The sequence below is a fragment of the Alcanivorax hongdengensis A-11-3 genome (assembly GCF_000300995.1).
In the GTDB taxonomy this organism is placed as follows: domain Bacteria; phylum Pseudomonadota; class Gammaproteobacteria; order Pseudomonadales; family Alcanivoracaceae; genus Alcanivorax; species Alcanivorax hongdengensis.
In genome coordinates this window covers 13325-24799 of record NZ_AMRJ01000012.1, presented here as the reverse complement: position 1 = coordinate 24799, position 11475 = coordinate 13325, and the positions used below count along the sequence as shown (strand labels likewise).

General features: G+C 61.7%; 14 protein-coding genes. 3 read left to right on the top strand and 11 right to left on the bottom strand.

The genetic code is table 11. The features are described from left to right. Positions 1 to 34 precede the first annotated feature (34 nt). From A11A3_RS08970 to A11A3_RS08955, 4 genes are all read right to left on the bottom strand, one after another. Positions 35 to 808 carry an ABC transporter substrate-binding protein gene (locus A11A3_RS08970; protein ID WP_008928971.1) on the bottom strand — a complete coding sequence of 258 codons (774 nt, stop codon included), beginning with the start codon at positions 806 to 808 and terminating at the stop codon, positions 35 to 37. A 23-nt stretch (positions 809 to 831) separates the two neighbouring features. Continuing rightward, positions 832 to 1230 carry a VOC family protein gene (locus A11A3_RS08965; protein ID WP_040296966.1) on the bottom strand — a complete coding sequence of 133 codons (399 nt, stop codon included), beginning with the start codon at positions 1228 to 1230 and terminating at the stop codon, positions 832 to 834. A 166-nt stretch (positions 1231 to 1396) separates the two neighbouring features. After that, positions 1397 to 1870, bottom strand: coding sequence for a hypothetical protein (locus A11A3_RS08960; protein ID WP_008928969.1), 474 nt, complete (start codon positions 1868 to 1870; stop codon positions 1397 to 1399). Between the two features lie 145 nt (positions 1871 to 2015). Further along, entirely contained in the window at positions 2016 to 2462 is a 447-nt protein-coding gene (locus tag A11A3_RS08955) for a YtoQ family protein (RefSeq protein WP_008928968.1), read from the bottom strand. 115 nt (positions 2463 to 2577) lie between these two features. On the opposite strand from A11A3_RS08955, the gene A11A3_RS08950 reads away from it, so the two are divergent. After that, the gene (locus A11A3_RS08950; RefSeq protein WP_008928967.1) at positions 2578 to 3372 is read left to right on the top strand and encodes a DUF3298 and DUF4163 domain-containing protein; all 795 of its coding nucleotides are present in this window, start codon (positions 2578 to 2580) and stop codon (positions 3370 to 3372) included. Here A11A3_RS08950 and A11A3_RS08945 read toward each other — a convergent pair. Continuing rightward, on the bottom strand, positions 3369 to 4253 hold the full coding sequence (locus A11A3_RS08945) for a LysR substrate-binding domain-containing protein (protein ID WP_008928966.1): 885 nt from the start codon (positions 4251 to 4253) through the stop codon (positions 3369 to 3371). The genes A11A3_RS08950 and A11A3_RS08945 overlap by 4 nt on opposite strands. A 119-nt stretch (positions 4254 to 4372) precedes the next feature. Here A11A3_RS08945 and A11A3_RS08940 point away from each other — a divergent pair, with 119 nt between their 5' ends. Beyond that, positions 4373 to 5149 carry a ferredoxin--NADP reductase gene (locus A11A3_RS08940; protein WP_008928965.1) on the top strand — a complete coding sequence of 259 codons (777 nt, stop codon included), beginning with the start codon at positions 4373 to 4375 and terminating at the stop codon, positions 5147 to 5149. Positions 5150 to 5216: 67 nt separating this feature from the next. Here the strand turns inward: A11A3_RS08940 and A11A3_RS08935 are convergent, their stop codons facing one another. Together A11A3_RS08935 and prlC are read right to left on the bottom strand one after the other, a co-directional pair. Continuing rightward, a complete protein-coding gene (locus tag A11A3_RS08935) occupies positions 5217 to 5414 on the bottom strand; it encodes a YheV family putative metal-binding protein (protein WP_008928964.1) in 198 nt (65 codons plus the stop codon). 89 nt (positions 5415 to 5503) lie between these two features. Beyond that, entirely contained in the window at positions 5504 to 7540 is a 2037-nt protein-coding gene (gene prlC, locus A11A3_RS08930; RefSeq protein ID WP_008928963.1) for an oligopeptidase A, read from the bottom strand. Positions 7541 to 7725: 185 nt separating this feature from the next. Here prlC and A11A3_RS08925 point away from each other — a divergent pair, with 185 nt between their 5' ends. Beyond that, complete coding sequence (locus tag A11A3_RS08925) at positions 7726 to 8271, top strand: gamma carbonic anhydrase family protein (RefSeq protein ID WP_008928962.1); 546 nt, start codon at positions 7726 to 7728, stop codon at positions 8269 to 8271. Here the strand turns inward: A11A3_RS08925 and A11A3_RS08920 are convergent. From A11A3_RS08920 to hemF, 4 genes are read right to left on the bottom strand one after another with little or no spacing between them, the layout of a single operon-like run. After that, the gene (locus A11A3_RS08920) at positions 8268 to 9257 is read right to left on the bottom strand and encodes a lipid A deacylase LpxR family protein (protein ID WP_008928961.1); all 990 of its coding nucleotides are present in this window, start codon (positions 9255 to 9257) and stop codon (positions 8268 to 8270) included. The genes A11A3_RS08925 and A11A3_RS08920 overlap by 4 nt on opposite strands. A gap of 52 nt (positions 9258 to 9309) precedes the next feature. Then, positions 9310 to 9738, bottom strand: a complete 429-nt coding sequence (locus tag A11A3_RS08915) for an ion channel (protein ID WP_008928960.1) — start codon at positions 9736 to 9738, stop codon at positions 9310 to 9312. Next, on the bottom strand, positions 9738 to 10559 hold the full coding sequence (aroE, locus tag A11A3_RS08910; protein ID WP_008928959.1) for a shikimate dehydrogenase: 822 nt from the start codon (positions 10557 to 10559) through the stop codon (positions 9738 to 9740). Before aroE ends, A11A3_RS08915 begins: the two co-directional genes overlap by 1 nt. Continuing rightward, on the bottom strand, positions 10556 to 11464 hold the full coding sequence (hemF, locus tag A11A3_RS08905; protein ID WP_008928958.1) for an oxygen-dependent coproporphyrinogen oxidase: 909 nt from the start codon (positions 11462 to 11464) through the stop codon (positions 10556 to 10558). Before hemF ends, aroE begins: the two co-directional genes overlap by 4 nt. Positions 11465 to 11475: the final 11 nt, after the last annotated feature.

Here is an 11475-nt window from a genome sequence, read left to right as displayed (position 1 = left end):
CTCGGCGCGACGTTTTCAACACCCTGTCAGGGGGTCACCGGGAAAGGATCTTCACCGGAATCCAGTGCAGCTTTTCCTGGCGCAGGAAACCGTTGTCGCGCCAGCCTTGCAGGGCGTCATTGACCTGCTGCTGCAGCTGAAAATCGCCCTGACGCATCACCCAGGCCAGTCGCTCCTCGGTGAGCGGCTTGTACAGGCCCAGCAGTTTCACCGGATACTCGGTGCGATTGGACAGGTTCCAGACCGTGGGCGCATCGTGCACGTAGAAATCGATGTCGCCATCCATCAACGCCTGGATCGCTTCGGTATTGCTGTTGAAGCCGCGGGTCTGGCCGTTGACCTGCTGTTTGACGAACTGCTCACCGGTGGTACCGAACTTGTAGCCCACCGGGTAGCGACCACTGCGCAGGGCACCGGGCACCGCCAGGCGCATCGCATCGTCCTGACGGATCATGGCCATCTGGCCGATGGTGGCGTACGGCTCACTGAACAGGTAACGCTGACTGCGCGCCGGCGTAATGGAAATGCCTGACATGATGATGTCGATCTGACCCTTGTCCAGGGCATCGAACAAATCCGCCAGTGCATACTGGTGAAACTCCAGCGGCCGGTGCAGGTCCTCGGCCAGCTGGCGGGCGAAGTCCGCCTCCAGGCCACTGACACTGCCCTGCTGGCGATAAACGATGGGCGGATAATCCGGCATCACCCCCACTCGCAGCGGCGCGGCCTGCCCCTCATTACCGGTGGAGGCACAGCCGGCCAACAGCCATGCCAGCAGCCCCAGGCCCAACAAACGTTTCAGTGTCATGCGATGTTCCCGTCCCTGTAGCGTTATGATGCGGTGGCGCCCACATCCCCGTAGGCACCGGCCACCACGACCACGTAACCATCCGGATCACGCAGCCAGCATTCACGGTGATTGGCGTTACGATTCAAGTGTGGCGGCTCCAGTATCTCGGCGGCCATGTCAGTGGCCCGCGATACCAGATCATCGAAATAGTCCGTCTGAAACCATAACAGCACCCCGTTGCCGCGCGAAGCCAATGCCGGGTCGCCCATGTGCGGGTGGTGGTGGGCCTGCCAGCGATGCAGTTGCAGAATCATTTTGCCGGCCATCACCAGCTGTTCGTAATCACCGCCGCCGTGGCCGCTTTCACAACCCAGCAACCGTTGATACCAGCGACTGCTGGCTGGCACATCCCGGACGGCAATAAGCGGTTGAGGTAACACGATAGCGCCCCGTCATCCCTGAAGGTAGGCGGCAAACGGGAAGGCCGGCCGGGTGGGCGGGCCGGCCATTCCATTGCCGGACACGGGGCCACAAGAGCGCCCCTTTGTGACTGATTCTGGCCGGATGGCAGACGTCACTCAAGGGGCAATCAGCGGGAACGGGAAATCAGGACGGGTTGTCGTCCGCCGAAGCCGGGGCAGTGAGCTTTTCCCAGCCGCGTTTGGCCGCCTGCCAGCTCTGCTCGAACTGAACCTTGGCCGCTTCCCAGTTATCGGCACCGGCATCCTGCAGGGCCTGGTAACGTTGCTCCAGGGCCTGTTGCTGATCTTTCAGCGCCGCCAGCGCCTTTTGCTTTTTCAGGCGGGTCTGCTGGGACAGGTCCTGCCATTTGCTGTCGATATCGCTTTGCAGATAAGTGATCTGCTGGTCGAGATCATCCAGGGCATGGCGGGCTGTCTGCATGGCCTGGTTCTTCTGCTCCACCGAATAGCTCTTGATGTCATCGATGGTGTCTTCCATTTGCGCTTCCACCCGGTCCGGGTCCGGTGTCTTGACGGTGGGCACGCCTTCGTTCTCCGCCCAGGCGGAAGCAGTGGTCAGCATCATCAGTGCCGCCGCGGCCAGTAATCGGTGTCCCATGGAGTGACTCCTTTTTCTTGCCATTTCCCCGTTGTGACAGACGCGGCGCCGAATTTCTCCCGGCAAAATGAAAAAAGACGTTAAGGAACCTCTGGGGACACGGGGCCGAAGGCCCCGTTACCGTGATCACGAATACGGCGCGGGATCAGGCGTTGAGAATGTATGCCAGCATCTCCACCACCTGCTCCGGGGTACGCGCCACCGCGTCGGCGGCAGCATCCACTTCCTTGAGCGGATGGTCGTGCTCTTCATCGTGCAGAATGATCATGGGCGTACCCAGGGCCGCGCTGTAACCGGCATCAAACGCCGCATTCCACTGCTTGTACTTGGGCCCGAACCGCACAATCACCAGGTCGGCCTCATCAATCAGCTTGCGGGTGCGAATGCCGTTGATACCGGCACCCAGGCGGTCTTCCCAGAAGCGCTTGTCCTCGGCACCGAGAATGTTGACCCCCACCTTGTCGCTGGCCTCGTGGTCGGTCACGGGGCTGCTGAATTCGATATCCAGTTCGTTCTCGGCACAGCCGGCAATGATGCGTTCGCGCCAGTCGGTGTGGATTTCACCGGAAAGGTAAACGGTCCAGAAACTCATAATCTCTCCTCCTGTGGGGCGGGCAGCATAGGCCGCCGGCGGCGGGCTTGCAAAACCGGGCCCGCCTTGCGTTAAATGCCGGGGCATACCGCGACAATCAAAAGGATGATAGCCGATGCGCATGACACTGGTGGTGCTGCTGGCACTGGCCGCCCTGGCCGGCTGTGACAACAGCCAGGACAAGCCCGACACGCCCGGGGACACCCCGCAGCCCACGACGGTACCGGCGCAGCTGAGCACCGAACAGCACCGCCTGGACAAGACCCTGTCCAACTGCAGCGGCGACTATTGCCCGCAGGTGTCCATCCAGTGGGTCACCGTGGACAACCAGCCTGACCTGAACCGGGCGCTGATGGCGCATCTGGCTGGCATGCTGCAAAACGGCGAGGAAGAACCCAGCCTGTCGGCAACGCCGCAACAGCTGGCCGCGGATTTCATTCAGGAAGCGGAAAAACTGCCGGTGGCCGACCAGCAGAACTGGGAGCTGACTGGCAGCAGTACGCTGTTGTCCCGCACCGGCGACCTGGTGACCTTCGCGCTGGAAAGCTACGAATTCACCGGCGGCGCCCACGGCATGCCGGGCATCGCCTACTTTCACTGGGACCTGGCCAACGGCAAGGCCGCCGGCCTCGCCGATCTGGTAGAAGACGGCAAGGTCCAGGCATTCTGGAAACTGGCCAGCCAGAGCCATGCCCAATGGCTCAAACAGCACAAGCTGGACCAAACCTTCCAGCAAAGCTGGCCGTTCACCAAGACCAGCAACCTTTACCTGGGCGATGAGGGCGTGGTGCTGCACTACAACGTTTACCAGATTGCGCCCTATGCCATGGGCCAGCCGCAGCTGGTGGTGCCCTACAGCCAGCTCGACGGCATTCTCAAGCCGGAATACATGCCCAAAGCCCCCGGCTAACCTGACGATTGGCGGCACAGCTGCAGCCAGCGATTGATGCCGGGGCTGCGGTATTTCTGCCGGTGCAGGACAAAATAGAAATCCCGGCTGAAGTCACGGTGCGGTACCGGCAGTTCCACCAGCGAGCCGCGCCGGAAAGCCTCGCGCAGGCACACCCGCGACAGGCAGCTGATGCCAAGGCCCGCCTCCACCGCCCGCTTGATCGCCTCGGTATGCTCCAGCTCCAGGGCCAGGTCCAGCTCCGGCACCAGCCCGTGCATGCCTCGCTCGAAGGTCTGCCGCGTCCCGGAGCCGGACTCACGCACGATCCAGTGGGCCGAGCGAAGCGCGTCATCAGTAAGCGCTTCCTTACCTGCAAGCTCATGCTCCGGGCTACAGAACACCACCAGTTCGTCCTCCCGCCAGGGCAGCAACTCCAGGTCCGGGTGGTTGAGTTCTCCCTCGATCAAGCCCAGATCCAGTTCAAAGGCCAGCACCCGCTCGACAATGGAGCGGGTGTTGGCCACCTCCAGATGAACCCGGGCGCCGGGCTGCTCGGCCATGTATTCGGCCATGATGCCCACCGCCAGGTAGTTGCCGATGGTGAGCGTGGCCCCCACATTCAACCGACCCAGATCCCGGTGACTGAGCAGATCGCCCTCCAGTTCCCGGGCCTGGGCCAGCAGCGCCTCGGCCCGGGGCCAGAACTGCCGGCCCAGATCGTTGAGTTTGAGACGCTTGCCAGCCCGTTCGAAGAACTTCAGGTCGTAAAGCGCCTCAAGCTCCTTGAGCGCCCCGGAGGCGGCGGACTGGCTCATATTGAGGCTGTCCGCCGCGCGGCTGATGTTTTCGTGGTGGGCCGTGGCCAGAAACACGTCCAGCTGGCGCAGGGTGAATTTCATGGCAGACACCTTTATTGATTAAATCGATATCAAATATCGGAATTACCCATTTTACCGATATCGCCGCGTCGGTTAAATTTCCATCATCAGAAACGTTTGGAATAAACAGTTATTTAGTTATGTCGAACTTGAATACTGAAACCGTCACCAGCGTGCGCCACTGGAACGATACCCTGTTCAGCTTCACCACCAGCCGTGATCCGGGGTTCCGCTTCAAGAATGGCCACTTCACCATGATCGGCCTGGAGCAGGACAATGGCCGCCCGCTGCTGCGCGCCTATTCCATCGCCAGCGCCAATTATGAGGAAGAACTGGAGTTCTTCAGCATCAAGGTGCCGGACGGCCCGTTGACTTCCCAGCTGCAGAAGATCCAGCCGGGCGACAAGATCTATGTGAGCCGCAAACCCACCGGCACCCTGGTGGCCGACCACCTGCTGCCGGGCAAGAACCTGTGGCTGTTGTCCACCGGCACCGGCCTGGCGCCGTTCATGAGCATCATCCGCGACCCGGAGATCTATGATCAGTTTGACAAGGTGATCCTCACCCACGGCGTGCGCCACGTGTCCGAACTGGCTTACCAGGACGTGATCGAGGACGAGCTGCCCAATAACGAATTCTTCGGTGAGTTCGTCAAGGGCAACCTGCTCTACTACCCGACCGTCACCCGCGAGCCGTTCCGCAACCAGGGCCGCCTCACCGACCTGATGACCAGCGGCAAGATTTTCGAGGACCTGGGCCTGCCCACGCCCAGCCTGGAGAATGACCGCTTCATGCTGTGCGGCAGCCCGGCCATGCTCAAGGATACCCAGGCCATTCTGGATGGCTGGGGCTTTCGCGAAACCCGCGGCGGCGAGCTGGGGGAATATGTGATCGAACGGGCGTTTGTGGAAAAGTAATGGCGCCGGAATGACATGGCGCAGACATAAAAAAACGGGCCCTGGGGGCCCGTTTTTTTATGTTCGGCTATTTATCGCCGGGCATTTTCAGAGTGACCGGCTGCGCCAGCGCATCCACCGCCTCGGCCGGTTTGTCATCCAGGTCCTTCTTTGCGCCGCAGGAAACACACTCCATCCACTGGCGGTCACCGTCGATAACGCGCTGGATCTTGTCTTGCTGTCCACATTCCGGGCAAGTGGCCCCGGCGATAAATTGGCGTTTCATTGGCGTGATTCCTCAGACAAACAGAAAAGCTAGTGGTTTTGTCTTGAAGCGTCGGACGTCAGACGTCTGGCGTCCGACGCTGAACACATCTAGCCGTTAATCCCTGAGTGGCGCAGCAGCGGCTCTACGCTGGGCTCGCGACCCCGGAAGGCCTTGAACAGCTCCATGGGTTCGCGGCTGCCGCCCTTGGCGAGAATTTCGCTGCGGAAGGCGCGGCCGGTTTCCTCGTTGAACTCGCCCTCTTCCTCAAAACGGGAATAGGCGTCGCAGGACAGTACCTCCGCCCACTTGTAGCTGTAGTAGCCCGCCGCATAACCGCCGGCAAAGATATGCCCGAAGCTGTTCTGGAAACGGTTGAATGACGGCGGCTGAATTACTGCCACTTGCTGGCGCACCTCATCCAGTACCGCCTGAATGCTCAGTCCCGGCTGGTACTCGGCATGGATGCGCATGTCGAACAGGGAAAACTCCAGCTGGCGCATCATCTGCATGGCGCTCTGGAAGTTTTTCGCGGCCAGCATCTTTTCCAGCTTTTCCCCGGGCAGCGGCTCGCCGGTTTCATAGTGCGAGGAAATCAGGGCGATGCCCTCTTCCGTCCAGCACCAGTTTTCCAGGAACTGACTGGGTAGCTCCACCGCATCCCAGGCCACGCCATTGATGCCGGAAATGCCGGACACTTCCTGCTCGGTGAGCATGTGATGCAGGCCGTGGCCGAATTCGTGGAACAGGGTGACCACCTCATCATGGGTCAGCAGGCCCGGCTTGCCGCCGGCAGGCGGTGCGAAGTTGCAGGTCAGGTAGGCCACCGGCGTTTGCAGGCTGCCATCGGGCCGGCGACGACGAATGCGGGCGTCATCCATCCAGGCGCCACCGCGCTTGCCGGTGCGGGCATACATGTCCAGGTAGAAGGCGGCGCGGACACTGCCATCGTCATCCACCAGTTCGTAGAAGCGCACATCCTCATGCCAGGTTTCCACATCCTGGCGCTGGCGAAAACGAATGCCGAACAGTTTACCGACCACGGCAAACATGCCGTCGATCACGGTATCGGCCGGGAACCAGGGGCGCAGCTCTTCCTCGGAAATGCTGTAGCGCGCTTCGCGCAGGCGCTCGCTCCAGAAACCGATATCCCAGGGATTGAGCTCGCCGGCGCCCTGCTCGGCGGCAAAGGCTTTCAGCTCGGCCAGCTCCTGCTCGGCCTGGGGCTTGGCGCGGCGGGCCAGGTCTTCCAGGAAGGCAATCACTTCCGCCACGTCACGGGCCATCTTGGTGGCCAGGGATTTTTCCCCGTAGTTGGCAAAGCCGAGCAGCTCGGCCTGGCGATGACGCAGGGCGAGAATCTCGTCCATGATGGCGGCGTTGTCGAACTGGCCGGCATGGGGCCCCTGGTCGGAGGCCTTGGTGGTCCAGGCGGTGTACATCTCCTGGCGCAGGGCGGCATTCTTGCAGTGGCTCATCACGGCGATGAATACCGGCGCATCCAGGGTCAGCAACCAGCCGTCCTTGTCCTCGGCGCGGGCGCGATCGGCGGCCCCGGCGCGGGCACTGTCGGGCAGGCCGTCCAGTTCGGCTTCGTCGGTAATATGTTTGGTCCAGGCCTGGGTAGCATCGAGCACGTTGTCGGAGAACTGGCTGGTGAGCTCGGACAGGCGCCGGGAATTGGCCATGTACTCGGCTTTCTTGTCTTCCGGCAGGTCCACCCCGGAAAGACGGAAATCGCGCAGGGTATTTTCAATATCCTTTTGCTGGGCTTCGTTCAGGGACGCCCATTCGTCACTGTCACGCAGGGCCTGGAAGGCCGCGCACAGGTCAGCGTTCTGCCCCACTTCCGTACCGTACTCACTGAGCAGCGGCAGGCAGCTGTTGTAGGCACTGCGCAGGGCCTCGTTCTGGGCCACCGCATTGAGGTGACCGGCCGGGCCGAAGGCCTTGCCCAGGCGATCATCTTCCTGATCCAGCGGCATCACCAGGTGGGCATAGTCAAACTTGCCGTCCGCCAGCACCTGCTTGATCCGGGCACGGCCATCGGCAATCAGCTGCTCCACGGCCGGCAGTACCTGCTCGGGCTGAATGCGGGAAAAAGGCGGCAGATCCGGGTAGTCAATCAGGGGGTTATCGTTGCTCATTCGGTATCGGTCCTGCGTTGTTTGTACACCCTGAAGATGGATAATGAACCTTCATGGCGTGTTGAAGCGTAGGGCGGAAATCGCCGCAGGCGATCTCCGCCGTTTCGGCGTTTATGGCGGAGATTGGCTGACGCCAATTTCCGCCCTACGGTAATTCGTTGAATTTGACCTAGAGTGTATCAGTGATGGGGATTCGCCGCTTTGAAGACAAGGCCCCGCAGTTGGGTGCCAGGGTATTTGTGGACCCGGATGCCACGGTGATCGGAGACGTGGTACTGGGCGAAGATTGCTCGGTGTGGCCGCGGGCGGTAATTCGCGGTGACATGCATGCCATCCGCATCGGTGATCGGGTCAGCATCCAGGACAATGCGGTGCTGCACATCACCCATGATTCGCGCTTCAACCCCGGCGGTTTCGCCCTGCAAATCGGTGACGACGTGACCATTGCCCATCAGGTGATGCTACACGGCTGCACCCTGGGCAACCGGGTAATGGTCGGCATGCAGGCCATCATCATGGATGGCGCCGTGGTCGAGGATGACGTGATCGTTGCCGCCGGCTCCCTGGTGGGGCCAGGCAAACGACTGGAAAGCGGCCACCTGTATCGCGGCCAACCGGCCCGACCGGTGCGGCCCCTGACCGCCGAAGAAAAGGAATTTCTGCCCTATGTGGCCGGCAACTACGTGCGCCTCAAGAATCGCTATCTGGCGGACCCGGGAGCCAGCGGCTAAATCTGCCACATGAAGGACAGATTGCCGAAGCTGAGCAGGTCGTCGCTATCGCGCAGCGGCGAGCTGGAACTCTGCAGGGTCATGGTGAACGAAAAGTTGTCGGTGTGGACGCCGCCGCCCAGCACCAGGGTGAGGATACCGTCACGCACGCGCACATCATAGGGCCCGCTCTTCTCATCCAGGTAGGAGTAGCCCAGGTACTGACCGGACGCGCCGAGAAAACTTTCCCAGCCAAACCCCTTGCCGTCAAACAACCCCACCAGTGACCCGGCGGTACCGATACCGGCGTAGTCGGGAATGAAATTACGCGGCAGGTTGCGCCCGATGCGGATAAAACCCCCGGCCTGTGCATTGCCATCAAAGTTGTTGGCATCCACACCCCAGGCATAGCCCAGCTCTGTCTCCAGGCCGCTGTCACTGATGTGATGCAGATAACGGTGGGAATAGAGAAACCAGAGCCCGCCGATGGCATCGCTGCCCAGCTGATTATCCCAGCCCATGGGTTCCTGGGAGCCGGTGATTTTGTGTACCACTTTCTGGCTTTGCTCGGCGCCGGAATCCGGCCCCACCACGCCGCCGCGCAGGCCATAGCCAAACAGGCTGTCATCGTTCCAGCTGAACAACCCCAGCTCCAGGTTGCTGTAGCCCACATAGGGTAAATCGTTGTAATCCGGAGTGGAGCGGGTGATGTCATGCGGGGTGATCATGATCTGCGCCACGCTCAGGGTCAGCGCCTGGCGGCTGCCATCAAGATCAATACCGGGCAACCACTGTACGCCACGTGCCACGCCGCAGGTCAGTGAGGCAGTACGGTCACACTGCCCCTGGTCCTCGCCCACCCAGCTGATCCGCACGCCGTTGGTATAATTGCGGTCGGTGCCAACAAACAGGTCATTATCCCAGGAGAAACCGAAGGTAGAGGCCCGCAGCGGGGCAGAAGGCAGAAACAGGCAAGCGAACAATAACAGGGCAACAGCGTGGCGCATGGCGGCTCCGGAAGGCATTCCCGTCAGTATACAACGCCATGGTAACGTCGTGTTAAAAATGCCAGCGCCGTTGCATCACCAGAAACGCAAAGGAGGCCGACCAGGTAATCATGATCAGGCCGTTGAGGGCTTCCACCCCGGCAATCAGCCGCAGGGCACCAATGGGAAACAGATCGCCCAGCCCCAGGGAGGTATAGCAGGCCAGCGAAAAGTAGAGATGATCGAGAAAGTCACCACTGACATTGCCGCCAATGGCCATGGCCACATCGCTGCGATCCATCGCCCAGTAGACCAGGCCATAGAGCGTGACCTCCACCATGTGGACCAGGAACACCACCATCATCACCAGCAGGATCTGACCACGCACGTGGCGCAGCTTGGCCAGCAGATCCGACAGGCCGGCCAGGGTCACGTAGTGCAGGGTGACGGTGGTCAACACCATGACCAGGCTGACCAGCGTGGCGGTGACGACTTCTTCCATCAGGGCGCGTCCCGGCGCAGCATTTTCATCACCGGCACGGTATCCGGGCGCCAGCCGCGCCACAGGAAAAACGCCTCCGCCGCCTGCTCCACCAGCATGCCCAGGCCATCGGCGGTGGCCAGGGCACCGGCGGCCTCGGCCCAACGCAAGAACGGCGTGGGCTCCTTGCCATAGACCATGTCATAGGCCACCGACCCTGGCTTGACCAGGTCCGCCGGCAGATCCGGCATTTCACCGTGCAGGCCGGCGCTGATGCCGTTGATGATCAGATCAAAGCTGCCGCGCAGCCCGTCCAGGGAGGTGCCGTAAACCGGCACGCCCGACCCATGGAACAGTTCCGCCAGGGTCTGGGCCTTGCTGGCGGTGCGATTGGCAATCAGCACCTGGGACGGCTTGTAACTGAGCAGCGGCCCGAGGATACCGCGCATGGCGCCACCGGCACCGAGCAGCAACACCCGACGGTTTTCGATTTTCCAGCCCAGGTTGTGGCGCAGGTCTGCCATCAGGCCGGCGCCATCGGTGTTATCACCATGCAGGCGACCGTCCCGCTGCCAGAGGGTGTTCACGGCACCGGCCTGGCGCGCCCGTTCACTCAGGTCGTTGCACAGGGCATAGGCCTCTTCCTTGAACGGCACGGTGACATTGGCACCGCGTCCGCCACTGGTGAAGAAGGAGGCCACAGCTTCCGGGAAGCCGCTCAGGGGCGCCTCACGCTTTTCATAGTGCACGTCTTCCCCACGCTGGGCAGCAAAGGCGTGGTGGATGTCCGGCGAGCGGGAGTGGTTCACCGGGTTGCCGAACACACAGTACAGATCGCTCATAACCACTCCCGGTGGATCAGAAAGTCACGGTAAAGCTCGGCTTCCGGTGTTCCGGATTGGGGGTGCCAGTCATAGTCCCAGCGCACCAGCGGCGGCATGGACATGAGAATGGACTCGGTGCGCCCGCCGGACTGCAGCCCGAAAATGGTGCCGCGGTCGTAGACCAGGTTGAACTCCACATAGCGGCCCCGGCGATAAAGCTGGAACTGGCGCTCGCGGTCACCGAAGGGGGTGTCCTTGCGACGGGCCATGATGGGCCGGTAGGCGGGAATATAGGCATCACCGATGCTGCGCATCAGGGCGAAACAGGTGTCGAAATCGAAGCGGTTGAGGTCATCGAAAAACAACCCGCCCACGCCGCGAGGCTCGTCCCGGTGCTTGAGGTAGAAATAATCATCGCACCAGGCCTTGAACTCGTCATAGAGGTCATCACCGAAGGGCGCACAGGCATCCCGGGCGGTGCGGTGCCAGTGCACCACATCTTCTTCAAAGCCGTAGTAGGGCGTCAGGTCAAAACCACCCCCGAACCACCATACCGGCGGCTCGCCCTCTTTTTCGGCGACAAAGAAGCGGACATTGGCGTGACTGGTGGGCACATAGGGGTTGTACGGGTGAATCACCAGCGAGACGCCCATGGCCTGGAAACTGCGCCCGGCCAGCTCCGGCCGCGCGGCGGTAGCAGACGGCGGCAGCCCGGCGCCGAACACATGGGAAAAATTGACGCCGCCCTTCTCGATCACCTTGCCGTCAGTGAGCACCCGGCTGCAGCCACCGCCCCCCTGCTCCCGCTGCCAGCTGTCTTCCCGGAAGCTGGCAGCGCCATCTTCCTCGGCCAGGGCGTCACAGATACGCGCCTGAAGATCCAGCAGGTAGGCTTTTACCTGGTCCAGGGGTAGGTCGCTCAAGGTTGCTCTCC

Excerpts from the sequence above, each read along its gene's own strand:
- A11A3_RS08925 (WP_008928962.1), top strand. The coding sequence starts at position 7,726 with ATGGGGATTCGCCGCTTTGAAGACAAGGCCCCGCAGTTGGGTGCCAGG.
- A11A3_RS08940 (WP_008928965.1), top strand. The coding sequence starts at position 4,373 with ATGTCGAACTTGAATACTGAAACCGTCACCAGCGTGCGCCACTGGAAC.
- aroE (WP_008928959.1), bottom strand. The coding sequence starts at position 10,559 with ATGAGCGATCTGTACTGTGTGTTCGGCAACCCGGTGAACCACTCCCGC.
- A11A3_RS08955 (WP_008928968.1), bottom strand. The coding sequence starts at position 2,462 with ATGAGTTTCTGGACCGTTTACCTTTCCGGTGAAATCCACACCGACTGG.
- A11A3_RS08915 (WP_008928960.1), bottom strand. The coding sequence starts at position 9,738 with ATGGAAGAAGTCGTCACCGCCACGCTGGTCAGCCTGGTCATGGTGTTG.
- A11A3_RS08920 (WP_008928961.1), bottom strand. The coding sequence starts at position 9,257 with ATGCGCCACGCTGTTGCCCTGTTATTGTTCGCTTGCCTGTTTCTGCCT.
- A11A3_RS08960 (WP_008928969.1), bottom strand. The coding sequence starts at position 1,870 with ATGGGACACCGATTACTGGCCGCGGCGGCACTGATGATGCTGACCACT.
- A11A3_RS08935 (WP_008928964.1), bottom strand. The coding sequence starts at position 5,414 with ATGAAACGCCAATTTATCGCCGGGGCCACTTGCCCGGAATGTGGACAG.
- A11A3_RS08950 (WP_008928967.1), top strand. The coding sequence starts at position 2,578 with ATGCGCATGACACTGGTGGTGCTGCTGGCACTGGCCGCCCTGGCCGGC.
- prlC (WP_008928963.1), bottom strand. The coding sequence starts at position 7,540 with ATGAGCAACGATAACCCCCTGATTGACTACCCGGATCTGCCGCCTTTT.
- A11A3_RS08970 (WP_008928971.1), bottom strand. The coding sequence starts at position 808 with ATGACACTGAAACGTTTGTTGGGCCTGGGGCTGCTGGCATGGCTGTTG.
- A11A3_RS08945 (WP_008928966.1), bottom strand. The coding sequence starts at position 4,253 with ATGAAATTCACCCTGCGCCAGCTGGACGTGTTTCTGGCCACGGCCCAC.